Source organism: Kitasatospora xanthocidica (assembly GCF_014656195.1).
GTDB classification, from domain to species: domain Bacteria; phylum Actinomycetota; class Actinomycetes; order Streptomycetales; family Streptomycetaceae; genus Kitasatospora; species Kitasatospora xanthocidica.
This window is the reverse complement of sequence record NZ_BNBY01000056.1, coordinates 1-23,572: the sequence shown is the minus strand read 5'-3', so window position 1 is coordinate 23,572 and position 23,572 is coordinate 1. Positions and strand designations below refer to the sequence as shown.

Sequence of the window (23,572 nt, the reverse complement as noted above, 5' to 3'; positions counted from 1 at the left end):
CCGGAACACCGGTGCGGCCGCCCGCCGTTGCCGTGCCGCGCCTCACCGGCCTCCGGCGATCCTCGACCGGACCTTGCCGCGGGCGTCGGCGGCGTCCTCGGCGCGCAGGGCCAGCTCGGCGAGTTCGCGGCACTCCGCGAGGGTGTGCGCGGCCAGGGCCGCCCGGACCTCGGGGAGCGAGGCCGGTGCGGCCGACAGGCTGGTGATGCCGAGGCCGACCAGCACCAGGGCGAGCTCCGGGTCGGCGGCGGCTTCGCCGCACACACCGATCGGACGGCCGTGCCCGGCCGCGGCCCTGGCGGCCGCGGCGACCAGGTCGAGCAGGGCCGGCTGCCACGGGTCGAGCAGTTCGGCGAGGGAGCCGAGCGTGCGGTCGGCCGCGAAGGTGTACTGGGCCAGGTCGTTGGTGCCGACGCTGAAGAAGTCACAGACCTCGGCCAGCCGGTCGGCACGCAGGGCGGCCGCCGGGACCTCGATCATCGCACCGGCCAGCGGCAGGCCGTGGGCGCGGACCCGGGCGGCGAACTCGGCGGCCTCCCGCGGGAGCGACACCATCGGGGCCATCACCCAGACCTGCGCGGTGCCGCCCTCGGCGGCGTCGGCGATCGCGGCGAGCTGGGTCTCCAGGAGCTGGGGGTCGCGGGCGGCCGTGCGCAGACCGCGGACGCCCAGGGCCGGGTTCTCCTCGTCGGCGGCCGTGGCGAAGGGCAGCGGTTTGTCCGCGCCCGCGTCGAGGGTGCGGACGACCACCCGGCGGCCGGCGAAGGCCGCGAAGACCTGCCGGTAGGCGGCGGCCTGTTCGGCGAGGCTCGGTGCCTCGGCGCGGTCCAGGAAGAGGAACTCGGTGCGGAACAGGCCCACGCCCTCGGCGTCGGCGGCGGCCGCGCCGGCCAGCTCGTGCGGCGCACCGAGGTTGACCAGCAGCGCGACCGGGTGGCCGTCCGCCGTCCGGCCGGGCCCCCGGACCCCGGCGAGCAGTTCGCGGCGGCGGCGCTCCCGCTCGGCGGCCCGCTCGACCGCCTCCGGGCTCGGGTCGGGCTCGACCAGGCCGTCCGCGCCGTGCACCAGGACGGACCGGCCGTCCGCCAGCTCCATGGCACCGGCGCAGCCGACCACGGCGGGCACGCCGAGCGCCTTGGCGAGGATGGCGGTGTGGCTGGTCGGGCCGCCGCGGACGGTGACCAGGGCGAGCACCCGGGCGGGGTCGAGCAGCGCGGTGTCCGCGGGCGCCAGGTCGTCGGCGACCAGGACGTACGGGTGCCCGGGGTCGGGCAGGCCGGGCACGGGCAGGCCGAGCAGGTGGGCCACCGCGCGGTCGCGCAGGTCGTCCAGGTCGGCGACGCGCTCCGCGAAGTGACCGCCGGCGGCGACCAGCGCGGCGCGGAAGCCGGCGAAGGCGGCGGTGAGCGCGTGGGCGCCGTCGGTGCCCCGTTCGACCAGGGCGGCCGCCTCGTCGGCGAGGACCGGGTCGGCGGCCATCATGGCCTGGGCGGCGAGCACCTCGGAACCGGCGCCGCTGACGCGCGCGGCGCGCCCGTCCAGGTCGGCGACGACCGCACCGAGGGCGGCGCGGACCGCCGCCGCCTCGGCCGCCTGGTCGGCGACGGGCCTCGGGGCGGGCAGCGCGGGGACGGACGCCATCCGGGCGACCGGGCCTGCCGCGCTGCCCGTACCGACGCCGATCCCGCGGATCGGATCGCTCATGCCGCTGCGTCGAGGTCGGAGGCGAGCAGGTCGCCGAGCGCCGTCAGCGCGTCCTGGGCCTGGTCGCCGACCGCGGTGAGCTCCAGGGTCTCGCCGCAACCGGCCGCGAGGGCGAGGACGGAGAGCAGGCTGCGGGCGTCGACCGGGGTCTGGCCCGGGCGGCCGACGGTGACCTTCGCCGGCTGGCGGGCCGCGGCCTGGACGAACAGCGAGGCCGGGCGGGCGTGCAGGCCGCTCCGGGAGCCGACGGTGACCTGGATCGAGTGCATGGGGAGGTCCTTGGAGGAGGTCGGAGGAGAGAGGGGCCCGTCGAACCGGGTGGGAGCCGGGTCGGCGGGGGAGTGGGCACGGTGGCCCGCGCGGGGGGTGGGCGCGGGCCACCGTGACCGGAACCCGGTCTCCGCGGTACGGGGGCAGTGGCGGAGGACCGGGCATGCTGTGGTTTCACGCCCGTTAGCGCGTTGTTTCGATTGGTTCTACGCCCGATCTCCGAGCGGTGTCAACATGTTCGGGCAAATTCAAAGATGCGGGCAGGAGCCCGTCCGACCTCTTGCTTTTTCGGTCGGAGCGCGTATGGTCGGCCTGAACCAAGCGTGAACAGACATGAAACGGACTCAATCCCACATGTACGCACCCGAGCGGCAGCAAGAGATCCTCCGCCTCGCCCAGGAACAGGGCCGGGTGGACGTGCCGACGCTGGCCGAGGACTTCGGCGTCACGCAGGAGACCATCCGGCGTGACCTGAGCGCCCTCGACCGGGCCGGCCTGCTGCACCGGGTGCACGGCGGCGCGCTGCCCGTCGGCGCACTGCACCTGGAGCCCGGCCTGGCCGAACGCGACTCCACGGCCGCGGCCGAGAAGGAACGCATCGCCAAGGCGGCCCTGGCCCTGCTGCCCAGCGAGGGCAGCGTCATCCTGGACGCCGGGACGACCGTCTCCCGGCTGGCCGGCCTGCTGCCCGCCGACTGCACGCTCACCGTCGTCACCAACGCCCTCCCGGTCGCCGCCCGGCTGGCCGACCACCGCGGGCTCGCCCTCCACCTGGTCGGAGGCCGGTTGCGCCACCGCACCCAGGCCGCCGTCGACACCTGGGCGCTGCGCGACCTGGCGGACATCCACGCGGACGTCGCCGTGGTCGCCACCAACGGCTTCTCCCCGGAGGGCGGCCTCTCCACGCCGGACCTCGCCGAGGCCGCCGTCAAGCGGGCCATGCTCACCGGTGCCCGGCGGGTCGTCCTGGTGGCCGACTCCTCCAAGTACGGCGCCCGCCACTTCGCCCGCTTCGGCTCGCTGGACCAGGTGGACGTGCTGGTCACGGACACCGGGCTGACCGACGAGCAGACCGCCGAGATCGAGAACCACGGACCGGAAGTCATTCGCGCATGATCGTCACCATCACCCCCAACCCCAGCCTCGACCGCACCTACGAACTGGGCACCCTCGTCCCGGGCGAGGTCAACCGGGCCTCGCACGACCGGCTCGACCCGGGCGGCAAGGGCGTCAACGTCTCCCGCGCGCTCACCGCCGCCGGCCACCGCAGCAGCGCCGTCCTCCCCCTCGGCGGCCTCTCCGGCCAGCTGCTCGCCGACCTGCTGCGCCGCCAGGGCATCGAGGTCGCGGCGGTCACGATCGCGGGCGACACCCGGATCAACGTCTCGATCGCCGAGGACGGCGGCAGCCTCACGAAGATCAACGCGGTGGGCCCCGAGCTCAGCGCCGCCGAGTCCGCCGCACTGCTGGCGCTCGTCCGCGACGCCCAGAAGACCGGACAGGGCACCGGGAACGACGTGGCCTGGCTCGCCTGCTGCGGCAGCCTGCCGCGCGGACTGGCACCCGAGTGGTACGCCGAGGTGGTCGCCCAGGTGCACTCGGGCGGCGCCCGGATCGCCCTGGACACCTCCGGCCCCGCGCTGCTGGCCGCCCTCTCGGCCCGCCCCGACGTGGTCAAGCCGAACCGGGAGGAGCTCGCGGAGGCCGTGGGCCGCCCGGTCCGCACCGTCGGCGAGGCCGTGGACGCGGCCGAGGAGCTGCGCGGACGCGGCGCCCAGCAGGTCCTCGCCAGCCTCGGCGCGGACGGGATGCTGCTGATCGCCGAGGACGGCAGCTGGTACGGCAGCGCGCCGGTCGCCGTCGTCCGCAGCGACGTGGGCGCGGGCGACGCCTCGCTCGCGGGCTTCCTCGGAGCCGGTGGGGCCGGCCGCGAGGCGCTCGCGGCGGCCCTGGCGCACGGCGCCGCCGCCGTACAACTGCCGGGGAGCGTCATGCCGACCCCGGCCGACCTGGACCCGGCCGCGGTGGTCGTGACGGCGGACCTCCCGCTCGAACGGCCGCTCCGCGGTTGAGAACGGCCTGCCGAGGGCGCGTCGACGGACCCGAGCCGAACGCGCCACCCGCCCGGCCGCCGCGACCGCGGCGGGCCGGCGGGCACTCCGCAGGCGAACCTCCGGCCTCCAGCGCCGGAGAGAGTACGCCCGACCGTGTGGGACGGAAGGGCGACCGAATTCCCGGGGGCAAGGGAAACTGTCAGGAACCAGTCGAAGGACCGACACGATGAGCGACACCAGCGGACTGATCACACCCGCACTCGTTGACCTCTACCTCGCCCCCGAGGACAAGAGCGAAGCGCTGCGCGCCCTCGCCCAGCGGCTGGTCGCCGAGGGCCGGGTCACCGACCTCGACGGCTTCCTCGCCGACATCGCCGCCCGCGAGGCCCAGGCCCCGACCGGGATGGGCGACGGGATCGGCATCCCGCACTGCAGATCGCCCCACGTCACCCAGCCGAGCCTGGCCTTCGGCCGCAGCGCGAAGGGCGTGGACTTCGACGCCCCGGACGGACGGCCCGCGGACCTGATCTTCATGATCGCGGCACCGGCCGGCGCGGACGACACCCACCTGCAGATCCTCGCCGCGCTGGCCCGCCGACTGATGGACCCCGCCTTCACCGGGGCCCTGCGCGACGCCGAGAGCCCGAGCGCGGTCGCGGCGACGATCAACGGGGAGGAGGCGCCGGCCGCGGCTTCTTCGACGGCCACCGCCCCGGAGCCGAGCGCTGTTCCGGAGACGGCCGTGCCTTCCGGGACGGTCGCCGACGGCGGGCTGCGGCTGGTCGCGGTGACCTCCTGCCCGACCGGCATCGCCCACACCTACATGGCCGCCAAGGCCCTGGAGCTGGCCGCCGCCCGGGCGGGCGCGCGGATCCAGGTCGAGACCCAGGGCTCGGCCGGGACGACCCCGCTCGACCCCGAGGTGATCGCGGCGGCCGACGCGGTGATCTTCGCCCATGACGTCGAGATCCGGGACCGGGCCCGCTTCGCCGGCAAGCCGACCGTGGACGTGGGCGTCAAGGCCGGCGTCAACCGCGCCGACGACCTGATCGCGCAGGCCGCCGGGCTGGTCACCGACGCCGGCGGCGCACGTCCCGCCACCGCCCCGGCCACCGCGTCGGGCACACCGGGCGCATCGGGCGCACCGGCGGGCGAGCACTGGGCCCAGCGGCTGCGCAGGTACCTGATGACGGGCGTCAGCTACATGATCCCGTTCGTCGCGGCCGGCGGTCTGCTGATCGCGCTCGCCTTCGCGATCGGCGGCTACCAGATCGCCTCCGCGCCCTCCGTGCTGGGCCACTTCGACTGGACCTCCTCGCACAGCTGGGCGGCGATGCTGTTCCAGACCGGCAAGGCCTCGTTCGGCTTCCTGGTGCCGGTCCTCTCCGGGTACATCGCCTGGGCGATCGCGGACCGGGCGGCACTGGCCGCCGGCATCGCCGGCGGCGCCATCTCGGTGGCGGTCGGCGCGGGCTTCCTCGGCGGCATCGTCTCGGGCCTGGCCGCGGGCTTCCTGGTGCTGTGGATGATCCGCTGGAACGTGCCCCGGGCGATCAAGGGCATCATGCCGGTCGTGGTGATCCCGCTGCTGTCGGTGGCGGCGGTCGGCTTCCTGATGTTCGTGGTGGTCGGTTCGCCGATCGCCTCGGCGATGAACGGTCTGACCGACTGGCTGAACGGCCTCTCCGGCTCCAACGCGATCCTGCTCGGCGTGCTGCTCGGCGCGATGATGGCCTTCGACATGGGCGGTCCGCTCAACAAGGTCGCCTACACCTTCGCGGCCGGTGCGCTCACCACCGCGGGGACCACCCCGGACGCCGGCAGCCTCAAGGTGATGGCCGCCGTGATGGCCGCCGGCATGACCCCGCCGCTGGGCATGGCCCTGGCGACCGTCGTCCGGCGCCGGCTGTTCACCCCCGACGAGCGGGAGAACGGCAAGGCCGCCTGGGTGCTCGGCGCCTCGTTCATCACCGAGGGCGCGATCCCGTTCGCGGCGGCCGACCCGCTGCGGGTCATCCCGGCGAGCATCGCCGGCAGCATGACCGCCGGCGGCCTGGTGATGGCCTTCGGCTCCACCCTGCGCGCCCCGCACGGCGGGATCTGGGTGCTCCCGCTGATCGGCAGCCCGTTCCTGTACCTGGTCGCGGTCGTGGCGGGTACGGCGGTCACCACGGCGGTCGTGGTGCTGCTCAAGGGGATGCGGAAGCCCGCCGCCCAGGCGGCCGTGGCCGCTCCCGTCGCCGGGAAGCAGCCGGCCGCCGTCTGACCGGAACCCGGTCCGATCCGGACCGAGCCGGGACCCGAACCCGAACCGAACCGGGGCGCCCGCTCGAAGGAGCGGGCGCCCCGTTCGTGTCCGCCCGGAGGATCAGTTCCGGCCGGCCAGCGCGGGTATCAGCCGTACGGCCTCGGGGGCGTTCGCGTTGTGGCGCTCGACCCACGTGGTCAACGCGGTCTGGCAGGCGTGGTCGAGGTGGCGGAGGTCCGTGAGGTCCAGCTCCAGGACCCGGTCGGTCGGCAGGGCCTCCAGGGTGTCCAGGAGCTTGGGCAGCCGCAGGAACGTGGCGTTGCCCGTCAGCCGGACCCGGATGGTGCCGGTGGGCGGCTCCTCCGTCTCCACGTGCAGCCGGGAGGTCTCCCAGGCGGTCTTGACGATCGACAGGCCCAGGCCGATCAGCACGCCCTCGAACATGTTGACGGTGACGATGGCCACGGCGGTGGCCGCGAGGACGAGCGCTTCGGAGCGGTGCTCGCGCCAGAGCGGCCCGAGCTGCTTGAACGGCAGGAGCTTGAACCCGGCGTGCACGAGCACGCCGGCGAGCGCCGCGACCGGGATGACGCCGAGGGCGGCCGGGAGCAGCGCGGCGAAGAGCAGCAGCCACGCGCCGTGCAGCACCCGGGACGCCTTGGTCCTGGCGCCGGCCTGGACGTTGGCGGCGCTGCGGACGATGACGGCGGTCATCGGCAGGGCGCCGAGCGCGCCGCACAGGGCGTTGCCCGCCCCCTGGGCCATGAGCTCCTTGTCGTAGTCGGTGCGCGGCCCGTCGTGCAGCCGGTCGACGGCCGCCGCGCTGAACAGGCTCTCGGCGGAGGCGACCAGGGTGAAGGCCACGATCGTGACGAGCAGGGCGGGGGCGAACTGGTCGAACACGCCGCTGCCCGGCGGCTGGACGGCGTCCAGCAACCCCTTGACCTCGACCTTCTTCACCGGACGGTTCAGCAGCCAGGCCGCGGCGGTGGCGAGGAGGACGGCCACCAGCGCGCCCGGGACGACCTTCACCCGGGCCGGGAGCCGCTGCCACAGCACGATCACGGCGATGGTGCCGGCGCCGATCGCGAAGGAGTACCCGGCGGCGGGCGAGGAGACGAGCCGGGCGGCGAGGCCGGGCAGGCCGAGGAGCTTGTCGATCCCGCTCGCGGGCGCCGGCCGGTCGGCCATCGCGTAGAGCTGGCCGGCGATGATGACCAGGCCGATCCCGGCCAGCATGCCCTCGACCACGGCGACGGAGATCGCGCGGAACCACCGGCCCCAGCGCAGCGCGCCCAGCAGCAGCTGGAGCAGGCCGGTGGCGGCGACCACGACGCCGAGCGCCGGCAGGCCGAACCGCTGCACCGTCTCGGCGACCAGGACGGTCAACCCGGCCGCCGGGCCGCTGACCTGGAGGCTGCTGCCGGGGAGTGCGCCGGTCACCAGGCCGCCGACGATGCCGGTGATCAGGCCGAGTTCGGCGGGTACGCCCGAGGCGACGGCGACGCCGACGCACAGCGGGAGTGCGACGAGGAAGACGACGAGTGAGGCGGTCAGGTCGTACTTGAGTGCGGGAAAACGCATGGGAGCCCTCATCCGGGGAGGTTCAGAGGTGGTGGGCCGCGGGTTCACGGCGGTCCGCGGCGTCACAGCGGCAGGAAGGCGTCGATGCCGGGGCGGTGGGTGAGGACCGCGCCGGTGTGCACCTCGTAGAACCAGGCGTGCAGGCCGAGCCGGCCCTCGTCGGCCCGGCGCGCGACGCTCGGGTGGGTGCGCAGCTTCTGCACCTGGTCCAGGACGTGGCGCTGGACCGGGCGGGCCAGGTCGTGGCTCGCCTCCCGGCCCGGCGTCAGCGCGGTGCCGTCGGCCAGCCAGTCGCGCACGGCGGGCACGCCGGTGAGGTCGTCGCCCCGTACGACGGCGCCGACGGCGCCGCAGTGCGAGTGGCCGCACACCACGATGTCGGCGATCCCCAGGACCTCGACGGCGTACTCGATGGTCGCCGCCTCGGCCGACGGGACGTGCGGGCGGTACGGCGGGACGATGTTGCCCGCGGTCCGCATCTCGAAGAGGTCCCCGGGCCGGGCGCCGGTGACGGCGGAGGGGATGATGCGGGAGTCCGAGCAGGTGATGAACAGCGCCTGCGGGTTCTGACCGGCAGCCAGTCGCCCGAAGGCGTCCGAGTCCTGCGCGGCACGGCGGCGGAAGGTGCGGGCGTGGTCGATGAATGCCTGCATGTCGATGCCTCGGGCCTTTCGGAGTCGTGTCGGAATGAGACCGTGGGGTCGTGCCCGCTCGATGCGTTCGACGCGTTCGACGCGTTCGATGCGGAGGAAGGCAGCACGCAGTGCGACGGCGGTGGCGGGGAATTACCGCCGTGGGCCGTCGTGAAGTGTCGGGCATGCCAACGTCACTGTCCGGACGTCACCGTCCGGGCGTCACCGTCGGGGTGTCGCCGTCGTCGACGGGCGTGCGGGCACGGGCGGTGCCGATCAGCAGCGGAACACCTGGAGGACCGCCGCTCTGGACTGTCTGCGCGCCCCGTACGGCGCCTCGGGGGCACCGGCCGGGGACGCGTGGCTGACGACCGGGGTTTCGTCGATCAGGGACGGCACCAACTCGGGCCGCCGCTGGGCGACTTCGACGGACCGGCTGCGCGTCGCGCACAGGCCGGGTGCGTACTTGGGGAGCGTCGCGTCCTCGACGAGCTTCGCCTCCGCGACCACCCGCGGGCCGTTGCCCACCCGGGTGAGCGCGGACACGGACTGGGACAGGGCCACCATGCCCAACACGGCCACGAGGGCCGCGGCGACGACGCCGACCACCCGCGTGACTGAGGAGGACATTGCCTGCTCCTTTCCCGTCCTTGACGCGTTCTTGGGACTCTCATGAATCCTGACGGATGGTCATGGCGGCTGGTTCCGCAATCCTGTAAACAATGTGTTAACCACCTGCGCGGATCGGTTGACGATCTCCCGATGACGGCTCCGAATGCGGGCGAATGGTGAATTGTTTGCGATGCGACCTTTCCACGGGAAGGGTGCGGCGCCGGGATTTCCGACGAGAACGCCCCGGGGAATCCGTCGCGGATTCCCCGGGGCGTGCAGCGGACGCGGCCGCTCCGGTCACGAGAGGCCGGCTCTTACCGGCCCGGGCCGAACCCTCCCCAGACCGAGGCGGGCCCGCCGGCCGACTGGGCGTCGACGCGGTAGGTGTCGTTCGCGGCGTTGCGCGCGCCGGTGGCGTGGTTGAACTGGGCGGCGAACTCGTACTGTCCGACCGCCACCGTGCGGCCCGGCTTGAGGACCCAGCGGTAGACCAGCACGCCGCCGGACTCCTGGGTGGTGGCGGTGAAGTCGTCGGCCGTCAGGGTGCACCAGTTCCCGGTGGTCCGTACGTCGCCGGTCTGGGCGACCCGCAGCTCGACGGTGAGCGAGGTGAGCGGCTGGGTGGTCTTGAGGGCCACGTTGTCCTGGGCCCAGTAGACCGTGCTGTGCGAGTCGACCGACCCGTCCGACCAGAGCGAGCCGTTCTGCGGGCGGCTGCTCGCCGAGGGGGTCGGGCGCGGACTGGCCGGGGTGGTGGTGGTCGTGGCCGGTGCGGGTGCGGGTGCGGGGGCGGGTGCCGGGGCGACGGTGCCCTGGGCCTCCGACGGCGTCGGGGAAGGGGTGACCGTCGGGGCAGGGGTGGCCGGAGTGGTGACGACCGGCTCCGACGGCGGTGGCGTCCCGATGATGGCGGCGACGGCGAAGCCGCCGGTCGCCAGGATGCCCGCGGTCGCGATGCTCGCGAGGACGGCCCTGGGCCACGACCTCGCGAACGGTGATGTGCGGTGGCGGACGGGAGGGCCGGCCGCGCCGCGTTCGACGCGGGCCAGGATCCGTGCGCGGTCCGGCTGGTGGGCCTCGGCGGCCTCGCGCAGCCGCCAGGTGATGTCCTCGTTCACCGGTTCCTCCTTCCTGCTGTCAGTTCGCCGACCGCTTGCGCGCCGAGGGCGCGCTTGAGTTCGGCCATGCCCTTCGAGGTCTGGCTCTTCACCGTACCGACCGATATGCCGAGCGCCGCGGCGGTGTCCTTCTCCGACAGGTCGAAGGCGTGGCGCATCACCACGCACGCCCGCTTGCGGAACGGCATCTTGTCGAGCGCCGTGCGGACGTCCAGCACGGCGGCCACGTCGGGGCCGTCGGTTCTCTCCGGGGCGCGGGACCAGAACAGCAGGACCCGCCGCCGTTCGCGGATCGCGCTGCGGATCCGGGCCTTGGCCATGTTGGCGACCACCCCGCGGGCGTAGGCGAGCGGGTGGTCGGCCGCGCGGAGCCGGTCCCAGCGTTGCCACAGGGCGATCAGCGCGTCCGCGGCGATGTCGTCGGCTGCGTCCGTCTCGCCGGTCAGGAGGTGGGCGAGACGGGCGAGTTCGGCGTAGTGGCGTTCGAAGAAGTCGTGGAACTCCACGGACGCGTCATCGAGGAGCATGTTCCCCGGTCGCCCTCTCCCTGCAATGTGAGCGTTAACAGGCGTGAGCCTAGCAGTGCCCGTCTCCAGGTCAGGGCGGTGGTCTCCGCTCCGGGGGAGCACCGCCGACCGGCGGGCGAGCGGCGCGCTCAATGCCGGGCGAACTGGACGCGGGTCGGCTGGACGACGTCCGGTTTCACCGCGAGTCCGTCGACGGTCAGTTGCTCCCCGTAGACGTCGGTGACCCTGATCGGCCCGCCGCACCCGCTGCCGTCCGGGGAGAGGAAGTAGTTGTAGTCGGTGCGGGTGAGCTGTCGCCAGCCGCCTCCGGCCTGGACCTCCAGCGCCGCCACCGGGTTCCGGTGGCCGATCACCTGGATCCCGCACCACCACTGGCTCGACCCGGTCTTGTAGCGGACCGACATCGTGTTCGGCGCCGTGCCCGGGCTCAGCACCGTCCAGGTGATCGGGAGCCGGCCCACCGAGAGCTCGGCGAGCTTGCTGAAGGCCTCGTGGCTGAGGTCGAGCTGCCCGGGCGCGCAGGGCAGGGGGCAGTCGTTGACGATCCGCACCGTGATGCTCGCCCCGTTGGCGGCGCGGACGAGCACGGACGCCCCGCAGGCCTTGGACGACTCGTAGTCGGTGTGGTTCATCGCCGCGATCATGAGGTCGCCGGACGGGCCGAACGAGCAGGCGCCGTTGCCGTCGGCGGCGTCGTAGGAGGTCGCGACGCCCTGGTAGTTCGTCCCGGGCTTGATCCGCCCGGCCAGGGAGGCCGTGGCCGGTGCGGCCGCCGCGGCACCGGCACCGCCGGTGGCGGCCGACGCGGACGGGGCCGCGGTGGTGCGGGTGGCGGTGGGGGTCGACGGCCGCGGGGTGGGAGTGGCCGAGGGCGACGGGGTGGCGGTGGCCGAAGGCGTGGGGCCGGTGGCCGACGGCGAGGCCGCGGGGGGCGTGGGGTCGGCCGGGGCGGCGGTCTCCGGTGGGGTGCTCGGCCCGGTGGCCGCGACGGAGGCGGCGGCCGGCACCACGGCGCCGGCGTCGCCCCGGTCCCCGCTCTCCGGGAGGAGCGCGAAGGCCAGGCAGACCAGCACCCCGACCGCCACCAGCGCCAACGGTATGCCCAGGACCAGTCCACGCGCGCGGATCGACCGCGCGGAGGCGTGCTTCGTTGCCCTCATTCCCATCCATTCGGTAGCTCGACCCGGTCGGTCGACTCGACGTTGCACTGACCAGTGGGCGCCGGAGGCGGAAAGGTTGCCGGGCCGGCGCGGATTTTTTTCGGGGGTGGTCCACCCTCGGTGCCACCCGTCAGTTGCCGCCGGTGCGGCGGAGGTTGCCGCTCGCGCGGAATCTCTTCTCGCCGGTGCCGGGCCTTGACGATTGGGCCGGAGCCTGAACAAAATGCCGGTTCACCTGCTCACGGCAGGTCGGCTCACCACCGGTCAGGCGCCGGGTGCCGCGTACTATGCCCGGCATGTCCACAGTTGCCGTGATTGCGGTTGTCGCGCTCGCCCTCCTGCACGTCTACATCCTGGTCCTGGAGATGTTCCTCTGGACCACTCCCCGGGCCCGGGCCTCCTTCGGGACGACCGAGCAGTTCGCGGTCTCGACCAAGGCGATGGCCGCCAACCAGGGCCTGTACAACGGGTTCCTGGCGGCCGGTCTTCTCTGGGGCGCGTTCGCCTCCGACCCGGTCGGCTTCCAGGTGAGGGTCTTCTTCACGTGCTGCGTCGCCGTCGCCGGCCTGTACGGCGCCGTGACGTCCTCCCGCAAGATCCTCTTCGTGCAGACCGTGCCGGCGGTGGTCGTCCTGGTCCTGGTGCTCCTGGCCCGCTGAAACCCCGTACTGACTCCCGAACCGGATCCCGCACGACCGTCCACCGAGGGGTGCCTCTCCCGAGAGGCACCCCTCCGGCTGCTTCAACGGCAACTGGGACGCCTTCCACGACTGTTTCCACGACTGTTTCCACGACGCGGTGCTGAGCGTGCGCCGCGACCAGGAGGCCTCGGCGGAAACCCCCCGAGCAGCGTTGGCGGTCGTCATCCACGAGGCGGACGAGCTCCTCGTCGACGAACCTCCGATCGCCCTGGCCACCTTTCTCACCGTTCTGAGCCAGAGCGCCGGCCAGGACGGCGACAGCCCCCGGCTGGTGCTGCTTCTCGACGCCGCGCCCGACGACCTGCCCGAACTGACCGAACGCCTGGTGGCAGCCGGGTTCCCCCCGCGTCCGGCGGGCGACGCGTAGCAGAGCGCCTCAGCCGCGCAGCTTGTAGCCGAAGCCGCGGACCGTCTCGATGCGGTCGCGGCCGATCTCGGCGCGCAGCCGCATCACCTGGACGTCCATCACGTGGCGAGGATGCGCAGTTCGGGGGCGGCGGCCAGGAGCGTGGTGGCGAGCTCGGCGCAGGGGTCGATGAGGTGTTCGCAGTTGTCGAGGACGAGCAGGGCCCGCCGTTCGGCCAGGTAGTCGGCGAGCCGGTCCAGTGCGGGCAGGGCGCCGAGGTCGGGTACCCGCGGCGCGCTGGGACGCCACGGCCGTCACCGCCGAGGGGCCGTTCACCGGGGCGAGGTCCACCAGCCAGACCCCGTCGGGGAAGGCCGCGCGGGCCGCGGCGGCCACCTCCAGTGCCAGCCGGGTCTTGCCCACTCCGCCCATGCCCGTGATTGTCACCAGCCGCCGGGTGTCCGGCAGGCGCCGGATCTCGTCGATCTCCCGGCGCCTGCCCACGAAGCCGGTGAAGGGGGCGGGCAGATTGCCCTGCTCGGCGGCGGTCACCCTGGTCTGCCTGTCTCCCGCGCGGATGCGGGACCAGTCTGCACCGGCGCCCGGCCTGCCATGTTCCTGCCGCGTTACGGAAACGCGGAAGGACGGGCGCGGTGTGGGAACACCGCGCCCGTCCTCCTGCCTCCGGTCCGGGTCAGGAACCGGCCCGGCGCTTGTTGTAGACGTCGAAGCCGACGGCCGCGAGCAGCACCAGGCCCTTGATCACCTGCTGGTAGTCGGTGCCGACACCGACCAGCGACATGCCGTTGTTGAGCACGCCGAGCACCAGGCCGCCGATGATCGCGCCCATCACGGTGCCGACGCCGCCGCTGGCGGAGGCACCGCCGATGAAGGCGGCCGCGATGGCCTCCAGCTCGAAGTTGATGCCGGCCTGCGGGGTGCCGGCGTTGAGCCGCGCGGCGAAGACCAGCCCGGCCAGCGCCGCGAGGACGCCCATGTTGACGAAGGCGAGGAAGACGACCCGCTTGCTCTTCACGCCGGACAGCTTGGCCGCCGGCTCGTTGCCGCCGATGGCGTAGGTGTGCCGCCCGATGATCGAGTTGCGCATCAGGTAGCCGAAGCCGACCAGCAGCGCGCCGAGGATCAGCAGCACGATCGGCACGCCGTGGTAGCTGGCCAGCAGCATGGTGAAGGCGACCACGGCCGTGGTGATCACGGCGAGCTTGGTCAGGAACAGCGCGATCGGGAGCGGCTCCAGCCCGTACGAGACGGTCTGCCGCCGGCCGCGCACCTCCTGCAGGATCGCGACGGCCAGCACCGCGAGGCCCAGCAGCAGGGTGAGATTGTGGTAGTTGGTGCGCGGTCCGACCTCGGGGAGGAAGCCGCTGCTGATGCTCTGGAAGCCCTTGGGGAACGGCGCCACCGACTGGCCCTGGAGCAGGATCTGGGTGCCGCCGCGGAACAGCAGCATGCCCGCCAGGGTGACGATGAAGGACGGGATGCCGAGGTAGGCGATCCAGAAGCCCTGCCAGGCGCCGGCGAGGGCGCCGATCACCAGCGCGATCACCATCGCGACGGGCCACGGCAGGTGCTGCTTGACCATCATCACCGCGGCGGCGGCGCCGACGAAGGCGGCCAGTGAGCCGACCGAGAGGTCGATGTGCCCGGCGATGATGACGATCATCATCCCGATCGCCAGGATGAGGATGTAGCCGTTCTGCTGGATCAGGTTGGTGATGTTGAGCGGCTGGAGGAGGATGCCGTCCGTCCAGATCTGGAACAGCACCACGATCAGCGCGAGGGCGACCAGCATGCCGTACTGGCGCACGTTGCCGCGCAGCGCGCGGGCCAGCACGCCGCCGAGGGAGGGGCCGGGGTCGGCCTGCGGTGCCATCGGGGACGAATCCGGGGTGGTCTCGGTCTGGGCCATGCCTTACACCTGCTCGTTGCTGGATGCGGCGCTCATGGTCATGAGCCGCATGAGGGATTCCTGGGTGGCGTCGGCACGGGCGACCTCGCCGGTGATCCGGCCTTCGGCCATGGTGTAGATCCGGTCGCACAGGCCCAGGAGTTCGGGGAGTTCGGACGAGATGACGAGCACGGCCTTGCCCTGGGCGGCCAGGTCGGCGATGACGGTGTAGATCTCCGCCTTCGCGCCGATGTCGATGCCCCGGGTGGGTTCGTCGAGGATCAGCACCTCCGGCCCGGCGAAGATCCACTTGCTGAGGACGACCTTCTGCTGGTTGCCGCCGCTGAGCGTGCCGGTCCGGGTGAACACCGTCGGGGCCTTGATGTTCATGGTGCGCCGGAAGGACTCGGCGACCTTGGTCTCCTCGTGCCGGTTGACCCGGCCGAACCTGGCGACCTTGCCGAGCGCGCTCAGCGAGATGTTCCGGCTGATGTCGTCGATGAGGTTGAGGCCGAGCTGCTTGCGGTCCTCGGTGACGTACGCGATGCCGTGCCCGATCGCCTCGGGCACCGTCCGGGTGCGGATCTCCCGGCCGTGCAGCCGGACGGTGCCGGAGGCCCACCGCCCGTACGAGCGGCCGAAGACGCTCATCGCCAGCTCGGTGCGGCCGGCGCCCATCAGGCCGGCGATGCCGACGATCTCACCGCTCCGCACGTTCAGCGAGGCGCCGTCGACCACCATGCGCTGCTGGTCGATGGGGTGCCGGACGCTCCAGTCCTCGACCTCGAAGGCGAGTTCGCCGATTTCAGGGGTGCGCTCGGGGTAGCGGTGCTCCAGGTCGCGGCCGACCATGCCGCGGATGATCCGGTCCTCGGAGATGCCCTCGGGGCCGATCGCGATGGTCTCGATGGTCTGCCCGTCGCGCAGGATGGTCACGGAGTCCGCGACCCGGGCGATCTCGTTCAGCTTGTGCGAGATGATGATGCAGGAGATGCCCTGCGCCTTGAGTTCGAGGATCAGGTCGAGCAGCTTGCGGCTGTCCTCGTCGTTCAGCGCCGCGGTCGGCTCGTCCAGGATGAGCAGCTTGACCTTCTTGGCCAGCGCCTTGGCGATCTCGACCAGCTGCTGCTTGCCCACGCCGAGGTCGGCGATCCGGGTGTGAGGGCTCTCGTCGAGGCCGACCTGGCGCAGCAGTTCGGCGGCGTGGGTGAGTGTCCGGTGCCAGCTGATGATGCCGCGGGAGGCGTGCTCGTTCCCGAGGAAGACGTTCTCGGCGATGGACAGGTACGGCACCAGCGCCAGTTCCTGGTGGATGATGACGATGCCGCGCTGCTCGCTGGCCCGGATGTCCTTGAACTGGCAGGGCTCGCCCTCGAAGAGGATCTCGCCCTCGTAGGAGCCGTGCGGGTAGACGCCGCTGAGCACCTTCATCAGGGTGGACTTGCCGGCGCCGTTCTCGCCGCAGATGGCGTGCACCTCGCCGGCGGCCACGGTCAGGTTGACCTCGGAGAGCGCTTTGACACCGGGGAACGACTTGCTGATCGACCGCATTTCGAGAACGGGTCCAGCCATGGGTGTGCGTCCGTATCGTTCGGGGCGGTGCGGTGGGGGAGGGGCCCCGGGCTCCGGGGAGCCCGGGGCGCGCACCGCCGGTTTCTGCGTGGGGCCCGGTGGACGGGCCCCAGGGGCTACTTGAGCTGGTCCGCGGTGTACTGACCGCTGTCGACCAGGACCTTCTGGTAGTTGTCCTTGTCGACGCTGACCGGCTGGAGCAGCTGCGCCGGGACGGTCTTCACGCCGTTGTTGTACTGGCTGGTGTCGTTGACCTCGGGCTTGCCGCCGGTCAGCAGCGCGTCGCCCATCTGGACGGCGGCCTTGGCCAGCTGGCGGGTGTCCTTGTAGACGGTCTGGGTCTGCTCGCCCGCGATGATCGACTTCACCGAGGCCAGCTCGCCGTCCTGGCCGGTGACGACCGGCAGCGACTTGGCGGTGCCGTAGCCGACGCCCTTGAGGGAGGAGATGATGCCGATCGAGATGCCGTCGTACGGCGAGAGCACGGCGTCGACGTGGGCCGAGGTGTAGGCCTTGCTCAGCAGGTTGTCCATCCGGGACTGGGCGACACCGCCGTCCCAGCGCAGCGTGGCGACCTGGTTGAAGTCGGTCTGGCCGCTCAGCACGACCAGCTTCTTCTGGTCGATGTACGGCTTGAGGACGCTCATCGCGCCGTTGAAGAAGAAGGTGGCGTTGTTGTCGTCCGGCGAACCGGCGAACAGCTCGATGTTGAACGGGCCTTTGCCGTCCTTGAGGCCGAGCTTGTCGGCGATGTACGTGCCCTGGAGGACGCCGACCTTGGTGTTGTCGAAGGTCGCGTAGTAGTCGACGTTCGCCGTGCCGCGGATCAGCCGGTCGTAGGAGATCACCGGGATGTGGGAGTCGGCGGCCTTCTGCAGCACGTTGGTGAGGGAGGAGCCGTCGATGGCGGCGATCACCAGCAGCTTGGCGCCCTTGGTGATCATGTTCTCCACCTGGGAGACCTGGTTCTCCACCACGTTGTCGCCGTACTGCAGGTCGGTCTTGTAGCCCTTGGCCTGGAACTCCTTGACCATGTTGTTGCCGTCGTTGATCCAGCGCTCCGACGCCTTGGTGGGCATCGCGATGCCGACCAGGCCTCCCTTGGCGTCGCCCTTGGCGGGGGCGTCGCCGGCGCCGTTGGCGCTCTGGCCGCAGGCCGCCAGTGAGAGCACCAGGCCTGCGGCCACCAGGCCCGCCGAAATCTTGCGCACAGTTCCTCCAGTGATGTTCCGCGACCGGGCACAGGACGCCCCTGCTGGGCGACTGGGAGCGGTCGAGCGGTGCCGGCCGGAGCGGTCCATCGCGCTGTGGATCGTCGGGGTGGCGACGGCTCTGGCCTGGCGTGTCATGAAGTGTTAACGCTCACAACCATGACGTCAAGAGGCGTCGGATCACCGTTGGATAGCGGTTCGCCGCGGTCCGGTCCGACCGGACGCGCTCAACCGGAACGGGAGGTCCTGGCGGAGTTCTCCCGAGTGAGGGTCCGGTGAAGCATCGGTGAACAGCGGGGCCGGTACGGGCTCCGGATCTCCTCGCCGGCTGCCCGGCGGCGGTCCCGGCGCCCGGCCGCGCGCGGTTCCACGACCCGCTCCGGAGGGTGTGACCCGGCCGCGAAGCGGGAAGGCGTCGGAGGCGTCGGGATCACGGACCTTCGCCAGGCGTGTCCGGCCCGGTCTTTTGGCGGTTGGGGCGAACCCGTGAACGCACACCCGCCGCAATGGCCAGATGTCCGGGGCGTGAAGGGCTGGTAAGAAGAGGACCGTCGTTCGAACCGAGGGTGACGGATTGGCCTGGACCTGGTCGCGTACTGTGGTCACAGCCGAGGAGGGGACTGTTAGTGGGAACCGAGAGTGCCGGGACGGAACAACGCCAGCCCGTGATGGCGGACGTGGCGAAACTGGCGGGTGTGTCCCACCAGACGGTGTCCCGGGTGCTCAACGGCGCCCCGCACGTCCGGCCGGACACCCGGGACCGGGTGCTGGCCGCCATCCGGGAGCTGGACTACCGGCCCAACTCCGCCGCCCGCGCCCTGGTCACCCGTCGCTCGCAGACGCTCGGCGTGGTCAGCTTCGACTCGACGCTCTACGGGCCCGCCTCGATGCTGGACGGCATCGAGCAGGCCGCGCGCAGCGCCGGGTACTTCGTGAGCGTGACGAGCCTGCGCTCGCTGGACGGCCGTTCGGTCCAGGAGGCCGTCGACCGGCTGCGCGACCAGGGGGTGGAGGGCGTCGTGGTGATCGCGCCGCAGACCTCCGCCGTCAGCGCGGTGGCCCGGCTCTCCAGCTCGGCTCCGGTCGTCGCGGTCGGATCGGGCAACCAGACGCAGGTGCCCATGGTGTCGGTGGGCAACCGCTTCGGTGCCGGAGAGGCCACCGGGCACCTGCTCGACCTGGGCCACCGCACCGTGCACCACCTGGCGGGGCCGGCCAACTGGCTGGAGAGCCAGGACCGCGAGGAGGGCTGGCGCCTCGCGCTGCAGGCGGCCGGCGCCCCCGTACCGGACGTGGAGCGCGGCGACTGGAGCGCCCGGTCCGGCTACCAGGCGGGGCTGCGGATCGCCCAACTGCCCGATGTCACCGCCGTCTTCTGCGCCAACGACCACATGGCACTCGGCTTGCTGCGCGCCCTGCACGAGGCCGGGCGGGCGGTCCCGAACGAGATCAGCGTGGTCGGCTTCGACGACATCCCGGAGGCCGCCTACTTCACCCCGCCGCTGACCACCGTGCGGCAGGACTTCGGTGAACTCGGCAGGCGGGCCCTGGAGTTGCTCGTCGGAGAGCTGGAGAGCGCCACGCCCTCCCCGGCCCACGTGCAGATCTCCCCGGAGCTGGTGCTGCGCCGCAGTGCGGGGCCCGCCGTCCGGCGCTGACCGCCGGCGGGGCCGCCAGGGGGGTTCGATGTAACGCCCGTGTGTCCCTGGTCGCGCACGTGGCTGCCGACCAGGGAACTTCCCTTGACATGGATGTTGTTAGCGTTAACAATTCCGGTGAGCGTTAACAACGCCTCCCGAACTCCGCCGGCCCGGGCGCTGATACCCCCGTTTCTGAGCGCCCGGCCGGCGGTCCAAGCGTTCCGCCCTTCATGAGGGAGAGGTAGCGGAACGAAGCCTGTCGCCGGCGCGCTCCCCCCTGCCCCGGTCACGGACCGCGCCGGCGACAGGCGACACCATTTGCTCACGGCGTCAACGCCGTTCCCCCGTACGAAGGATGAGCACGTGACCGTCAATCCCGCCACCCCCGATCCCGACCGCTACGTCGTCGGCGTCGACTACGGCACCCTCTCCGGCCGCGCCGTGGTGGTCCGGGTCCGGGACGGCGAGGAGGTCGGAACCGCCGTCCACGACTACCCGCACGCCGTGATCGAGCGCGAACTGCCCGGCACCGGACGGCTGCTCCCGCCCGACTGGGCGCTGCAGCACCCCGGGGACTGGCGCGAGGTGCTGCGCACCGCCGTCCCGGCCGCGATCGCCGCCGCCGGCGTCGACCCGGCGCACGTCATCGGGATCGCCACCGACTTCACCGCCTGCACCGTCCTGCCGGTACTCGCCGACGGCACCCCGCTCGCCGAGACGCCCGAGTGGACGCCCCGCCCGCACGCCTGGCCCAAGCTCTGGAAGCACCACGCCGCCCAGGGCCAGGCGGACCGGATCAACGACCTGGCCCACGCCCGGGGCGAGAAGTGGATCTCCCGCTACGGCGGCCGGATCTCCGCCGAGTGGCAGTACGCCAAGGCCCTCCAGGTGCTGGAGGAGGACCCGGCCGTCTACGGCGCGACCGCCCGCTGGATCGAGGCCGCCGACTGGATCGTCTGGCAGCTCACCGGCGCCGAGAGCCGCAACACCTGCACGGCCGGGTACAAGGGCATCCACCAGGACGGGAGTTACCCGAGCGAGGACTACCTCGCCGCGCTCCACCCGGACTTCGCCGACTTCGCCCGCACCCGCCTGGAGCACCCGCTCTCCCCGCTCGGCTCCCGGGTCGGCTCGCTCACCGCACGGGCCGCCGAGTGGACCGGCCTGCCGGAGGGCATCGCGGTCGCCGCCGGAAACGTCGACGCCCACGTCGCCGCCCCGGCCGCCCGCGCGGTCGACAACGGCCGGCTCCTCGCCATCATGGGCACGTCCACCTGCCACGTCGTCAACGGCGCGACACTCGCCGACGTCCCCGGCATGTGCGGCGTGGTCGAGGACGGCATCGTCGCCGGCTCCTACGGCTACGAGGCCGGCCAGAGCGCCGTCGGCGACATCTTCGCCTGGTGGCTGCGCCAGGGCGTGCCCGCCGACTACCTCGCCGAGGCCGAGGCCAACGGCGAGGACCTGCACCGGCTGCTCACCCGCAAGGCGTCCGCCCAACCCGTCGGCGGGCACGGCCTGGTGGCGCTCGACTGGATGAACGGCAACCGCTCCACCCTGGTCGACCACCACCTGTCCGGCGTGATCGTCGGACTCACCCTGGCCACCCGCCCCGAGGAGATCTACCGGGCCCTGCTGGAGGCCACCGCCTTCGGCACCAGGGTCATCGTCGAGGCCCTGGAGCAGGGCGGGGTCCCCGTCACCGAGTTCATCGTCACCGGCGGCCTGAAGAAGAACGCCCTGCTGATGCAGATCTACGCCGACGTGCTGCGCCGCCCGGTCTCGGTGGCCGAGTCGGAGCAGGGCCCGGCCCTCGGCTCGGCGATCCACGCGGCGGTCGCCGCCGGGGCGTACCCGGACGTACGCACCGCCGCCGACGCCATGGGCCGGGTGCAGCAGGGCGCCTACCAGCCGGCCCCGGCCGCCGCCGACGTGTACGACCGGCTCTTCGCCGAGTACCGCGCCCTGCACGACCACTTCGGCCTCGGCGCCGACAAGCTGCTGCACCGACTGCGCGACATCCGGAACGCCGCCCTCACCACCCCGAGCGAGGCATAGTGAACGCGACCATCGACCTCATCCGCCGACAGGTCAGCGACCTGCACCAGGAGCTGGTCCGCTACAACCTGGTGGTCTGGACCGCCGGCAACGTCTCCGCCCGGGTGCCCGGCGAGGACCTGCTCGTGATCAAGCCCAGCGGCGTCTCCTACGACGACCTGGCACCGCAGAACATGATCGTCTGCGACCTGGACGGGAACGTCGTCGAGGGCGACCACGCGCCCTCCTCCGACACCGCCGCGCACGCCTACGTCTACCGCCACCTCCCCGAGGTCGGTGGAGTGGTCCACACCCACTCCACCTACGCCTGCGCCTGGGCGGCCCGCGGCGAGGCCGTCCCCTGCGTGCTCACCGCGATGGCCGACGAGTTCGGCGCCGAGATCCCGGTCGGCCCCTTCGCCCTGATCGGCGACGACTCGATCGGCCGGGGCATCGTGGACACCCTCAAGGGCCACCGCTCGCCCGCCGTCCTGATGCAGAACCACGGTGTGTTCACCATCGGCAAGGACGCCAAGGCGGCGGTCAAGGCCGCCGTGATGTGCGAGGACGTCGCCCGCACCGTCCACCTCTCCCGCCAGCTCGGCGAGCCGCTGCCGATCGCCCAGGCGGACATCGACAGTCTCAACTTCCGGTACCAGAACGTCTACGGCCAGCCCCAGGCCCGGTGAGGAGCCACCCCATGAAGAAGCCCCTGGAGGGTCGCCAGGTCTGGTTCCTGACAGGTAGTCAGGGACTCTACGGCGAGGAGACGCTGCGCCAGGTCGCGGGGCAGTCCCAGCGGATCGCCGAGACCCTGGACGGCGACGCGGCGATGCCGGTCGAGATCGTCTGGAAGCCCGTGCTCACCGACGCCGCGGCGATCCGCCGGGTCTGTCTGGAAGCCAACTCGGCCGACGACTGCATCGGCCTGATCGCCTGGATGCACACCTTCTCCCCGGCGAAGATGTGGATCGCCGGCCTGGACGCCCTGCAGAAGCCGCTGCTCCACCTGCACACCCAGGCCAACGTCGAACTGCCCTGGCAGACCATCGACATGGACTTCATGAACCTGAACCAGGCCGCCCACGGCGACCGCGAGTTCGGCTACATCCAGTCCCGCCTCGGGGTGCCGCGCACGACCGTCGCCGGGCACGTCAGCGACCCGGCCGTGTCCGCCAGGGTCGCCGGCTGGGCCCGCGCCGCCGCCGGCCGCGCCGAACTGCGCGACCTGAAGCTCGCCCGCTTCGGCGACAACATGCGCGACGTCGCCGTCACCGAGGGCGACAAGGTCGAGGCCCAGCTGCGCTTCGGCGTCTCCGTCAACACCTACGGCGTCAACGACCTCGTCGAGGCCGTGGACGCGACGGCGGACGGCGACGTCACCGCGCTGGTCAAGGAGTACGAGGACGTCTACCGCCTCGCGCCCGAGCTGCGGGCCGACGGGGAGCGCCACGAGTCGCTGCGGTACGCCGCGCGGATCGAGCTCGGCCTGCGCGGCTTCCTCCAGCAGGGCGGCTTCAAGGCCTTCACCACCAACTTCGAGGACCTCGGCGGGCTGCGCCAGCTGCCCGGCCTCGCCGTGCAGCGGCTGATGGCCGACGGCTACGGCTTCGGCGGCGAGGGCGACTGGAAGACCGCCACCCTGCTGCGCACCCTCAAGGTGGCCGCCACCGGACTGCCCGGCGGCACCTCCTTCATGGAGGACTACACCTACCACCTGGAGTTCGGCCGGGAGCTGATCCTCGGCGCCCACATGCTGGAGGTCTGCCCGAGCATCACGGCGGCCACCCCCTCGTGCGAGATCCACCCGCTCTCCATCGGCGGGCGCGAGGACCCGGTCCGGCTGGTCTTCGACGCCGAGCCCGGCCCCGCGGTGGTGGTCGGCCTCGCGGACCTCGGCGACCGCTTCCGGCTGGTCGCCAACGAGGTCGACGTGGTCGAGCCGCCGGCGCCGCTGCCCAACCTGCCCGTGGCCCGGGCCGTCTGGCGGCCGCGTCCGGACCTGCACACCTCCACCGAGGCCTGGCTGACGGCCGGCGCGCCGCACCACACCGTGCTCTCCGGCGCGCTCGGGGTCGAGGAGCTGGAGGACCTCGCCGAGATGATCGGCGTGGAGCTGCTGGTGATCGACGACGACACCAACATCCGCCGGTTCACCAAGGAACTGCGCTGGAACCAGGCCTACCACCGGCTGGCCCAGGGGTTCTGACCCCGCCGCGGCCGGCACCGGTGACGCCCGTCCCCCGG

20 protein-coding genes are annotated in these 23,572 nt (G+C 72.5%); 9 read left to right on the top strand and 11 right to left on the bottom strand.

What is annotated here, in order from left to right; all coding sequences use genetic code 11:
- Positions 1-42: 42 nt before the first annotated feature.
- A complete protein-coding gene (gene ptsP / locus IE332_RS40085) occupies positions 43-1,704 on the bottom strand; it encodes a phosphoenolpyruvate--protein phosphotransferase (protein ID WP_189926750.1) in 1,662 nt (553 codons plus the stop codon).
- On the bottom strand, positions 1,701-1,973 hold the full coding sequence (locus IE332_RS40080; RefSeq protein WP_189926748.1) for an HPr family phosphocarrier protein: 273 nt from the start codon (positions 1,971-1,973) through the stop codon (positions 1,701-1,703). Before IE332_RS40080 ends, ptsP begins: the two co-directional genes overlap by 4 nt.
- 355 nt (positions 1,974-2,328) lie before the next feature.
- On the opposite strand from IE332_RS40080, the gene IE332_RS40075 reads away from it, so the two are divergent.
- The 3 genes from IE332_RS40075 to IE332_RS40065 all read left to right on the top strand — a co-directional run bounded on the left by IE332_RS40075 (position 2,329) and on the right by IE332_RS40065 (position 6,294).
- Positions 2,329-3,090, top strand: coding sequence for a DeoR/GlpR family DNA-binding transcription regulator (locus IE332_RS40075; protein WP_189926759.1), 762 nt, complete (start codon positions 2,329-2,331; stop codon positions 3,088-3,090).
- The gene (gene pfkB, locus IE332_RS40070; RefSeq protein ID WP_189926746.1) at positions 3,087-4,046 is read left to right on the top strand and encodes a 1-phosphofructokinase; all 960 of its coding nucleotides are present in this window, start codon (positions 3,087-3,089) and stop codon (positions 4,044-4,046) included. The genes IE332_RS40075 and pfkB overlap by 4 nt, the downstream gene beginning before the upstream one ends.
- A gap of 208 nt (positions 4,047-4,254) precedes the next feature.
- Entirely contained in the window at positions 4,255-6,294 is a 2,040-nt protein-coding gene (locus IE332_RS40065) for a PTS fructose transporter subunit IIABC (protein ID WP_189926744.1), read from the top strand.
- 102 nt (positions 6,295-6,396) lie between these two features.
- Here the strand turns inward: IE332_RS40065 and IE332_RS40060 are convergent, their stop codons facing one another.
- From IE332_RS40060 to IE332_RS40035, 6 genes are all read right to left on the bottom strand, one after another.
- Entirely contained in the window at positions 6,397-7,860 is a 1,464-nt protein-coding gene (locus IE332_RS40060) for a SulP family inorganic anion transporter (RefSeq protein ID WP_229929315.1), read from the bottom strand.
- A gap of 62 nt (positions 7,861-7,922) precedes the next feature.
- Positions 7,923-8,513, bottom strand: a complete 591-nt coding sequence (locus tag IE332_RS40055) for a carbonic anhydrase (protein ID WP_189926740.1) — start codon at positions 8,511-8,513, stop codon at positions 7,923-7,925.
- A 255-nt stretch (positions 8,514-8,768) separates the two neighbouring features.
- Entirely contained in the window at positions 8,769-9,122 is a 354-nt protein-coding gene (locus IE332_RS40050; RefSeq protein ID WP_189926738.1) for a hypothetical protein, read from the bottom strand.
- Between the two features lie 296 nt (positions 9,123-9,418).
- Positions 9,419-10,222, bottom strand: a complete 804-nt coding sequence (locus IE332_RS40045; RefSeq protein WP_189926729.1) for a hypothetical protein — start codon at positions 10,220-10,222, stop codon at positions 9,419-9,421.
- Positions 10,219-10,749, bottom strand: coding sequence for a SigE family RNA polymerase sigma factor (locus IE332_RS40040; RefSeq protein ID WP_189926727.1), 531 nt, complete (start codon positions 10,747-10,749; stop codon positions 10,219-10,221). The genes IE332_RS40045 and IE332_RS40040 overlap by 4 nt, the downstream gene beginning before the upstream one ends.
- Positions 10,750-10,877: 128 nt before the next feature.
- The gene (locus IE332_RS40035) at positions 10,878-11,909 is read right to left on the bottom strand and encodes an expansin EXLX1 family cellulose-binding protein (protein ID WP_189926724.1); all 1,032 of its coding nucleotides are present in this window, start codon (positions 11,907-11,909) and stop codon (positions 10,878-10,880) included.
- Positions 11,910-12,205: 296 nt separating this feature from the next.
- Here IE332_RS40035 and IE332_RS40030 point away from each other — a divergent pair, with 296 nt between their 5' ends.
- Both IE332_RS40030 and IE332_RS40025 read left to right on the top strand, forming a co-directional pair.
- Entirely contained in the window at positions 12,206-12,568 is a 363-nt protein-coding gene (locus tag IE332_RS40030) for a DUF1304 domain-containing protein (RefSeq protein WP_189926722.1), read from the top strand.
- A 139-nt stretch (positions 12,569-12,707) separates the two neighbouring features.
- Entirely contained in the window at positions 12,708-12,977 is a 270-nt protein-coding gene (locus IE332_RS40025; RefSeq protein WP_229929314.1) for a hypothetical protein, read from the top strand.
- A gap of 673 nt (positions 12,978-13,650) precedes the next feature.
- Here the strand turns inward: IE332_RS40025 and mmsB are convergent.
- The 3 genes from mmsB to chvE all read right to left on the bottom strand — a co-directional run bounded on the left by mmsB (position 13,651) and on the right by chvE (position 17,648).
- A complete protein-coding gene (gene mmsB / locus IE332_RS40015) occupies positions 13,651-14,886 on the bottom strand; it encodes a multiple monosaccharide ABC transporter permease (protein WP_189926720.1) in 1,236 nt (411 codons plus the stop codon).
- 3 nt (positions 14,887-14,889) lie between these two features.
- Complete coding sequence (gene mmsA, locus IE332_RS40010; protein ID WP_189926718.1) at positions 14,890-16,437, bottom strand: multiple monosaccharide ABC transporter ATP-binding protein; 1,548 nt, start codon at positions 16,435-16,437, stop codon at positions 14,890-14,892.
- A gap of 116 nt (positions 16,438-16,553) precedes the next feature.
- Positions 16,554-17,648, bottom strand: a complete 1,095-nt coding sequence (chvE, locus tag IE332_RS40005) for a multiple monosaccharide ABC transporter substrate-binding protein (protein ID WP_308437665.1) — start codon at positions 17,646-17,648, stop codon at positions 16,554-16,556.
- A 626-nt stretch (positions 17,649-18,274) separates the two neighbouring features.
- Here chvE and IE332_RS40000 point away from each other — a divergent pair.
- From IE332_RS40000 to araA, 4 genes are all read left to right on the top strand, one after another.
- On the top strand, positions 18,275-19,306 hold the full coding sequence (locus IE332_RS40000; RefSeq protein ID WP_229929313.1) for a LacI family DNA-binding transcriptional regulator: 1,032 nt from the start codon (positions 18,275-18,277) through the stop codon (positions 19,304-19,306).
- Between the two features lie 345 nt (positions 19,307-19,651).
- Positions 19,652-21,346, top strand: a complete 1,695-nt coding sequence (locus IE332_RS39995; protein WP_189926716.1) for a ribulokinase — start codon at positions 19,652-19,654, stop codon at positions 21,344-21,346.
- On the top strand, positions 21,346-22,014 hold the full coding sequence (locus tag IE332_RS39990; protein WP_189926714.1) for an L-ribulose-5-phosphate 4-epimerase: 669 nt from the start codon (positions 21,346-21,348) through the stop codon (positions 22,012-22,014). Before IE332_RS39995 ends, IE332_RS39990 begins: the two co-directional genes overlap by 1 nt.
- A gap of 11 nt (positions 22,015-22,025) precedes the next feature.
- Entirely contained in the window at positions 22,026-23,534 is a 1,509-nt protein-coding gene (gene araA, locus IE332_RS39985; RefSeq protein ID WP_189926712.1) for an L-arabinose isomerase, read from the top strand.
- Positions 23,535-23,572 lie beyond the last annotated feature (38 nt).

Excerpts from the sequence above, each read along its gene's own strand:
- ptsP (WP_189926750.1), bottom strand. The coding sequence starts at position 1,704 with ATGAGCGATCCGATCCGCGGGATCGGCGTCGGTACGGGCAGCGCGGCA.
- IE332_RS40080 (WP_189926748.1), bottom strand. The coding sequence starts at position 1,973 with ATGCACTCGATCCAGGTCACCGTCGGCTCCCGGAGCGGCCTGCACGCC.
- IE332_RS40075 (WP_189926759.1), top strand. The coding sequence starts at position 2,329 with ATGTACGCACCCGAGCGGCAGCAAGAGATCCTCCGCCTCGCCCAGGAA.
- pfkB (WP_189926746.1), top strand. The coding sequence starts at position 3,087 with ATGATCGTCACCATCACCCCCAACCCCAGCCTCGACCGCACCTACGAA.
- IE332_RS40065 (WP_189926744.1), top strand. The coding sequence starts at position 4,255 with ATGAGCGACACCAGCGGACTGATCACACCCGCACTCGTTGACCTCTAC.
- IE332_RS40060 (WP_229929315.1), bottom strand. The coding sequence starts at position 7,860 with ATGCGTTTTCCCGCACTCAAGTACGACCTGACCGCCTCACTCGTCGTC.
- IE332_RS40055 (WP_189926740.1), bottom strand. The coding sequence starts at position 8,513 with ATGCAGGCATTCATCGACCACGCCCGCACCTTCCGCCGCCGTGCCGCG.
- IE332_RS40050 (WP_189926738.1), bottom strand. The coding sequence starts at position 9,122 with ATGTCCTCCTCAGTCACGCGGGTGGTCGGCGTCGTCGCCGCGGCCCTC.
- IE332_RS40040 (WP_189926727.1), bottom strand. The coding sequence starts at position 10,749 with ATGCTCCTCGATGACGCGTCCGTGGAGTTCCACGACTTCTTCGAACGC.
- IE332_RS40035 (WP_189926724.1), bottom strand. The coding sequence starts at position 11,909 with ATGAGGGCAACGAAGCACGCCTCCGCGCGGTCGATCCGCGCGCGTGGA.
- IE332_RS40030 (WP_189926722.1), top strand. The coding sequence starts at position 12,206 with ATGTCCACAGTTGCCGTGATTGCGGTTGTCGCGCTCGCCCTCCTGCAC.
- mmsB (WP_189926720.1), bottom strand. The coding sequence starts at position 14,886 with ATGGCCCAGACCGAGACCACCCCGGATTCGTCCCCGATGGCACCGCAG.
- mmsA (WP_189926718.1), bottom strand. The coding sequence starts at position 16,437 with ATGGCTGGACCCGTTCTCGAAATGCGGTCGATCAGCAAGTCGTTCCCC.
- araA (WP_189926712.1), top strand. The coding sequence starts at position 22,026 with ATGAAGAAGCCCCTGGAGGGTCGCCAGGTCTGGTTCCTGACAGGTAGT.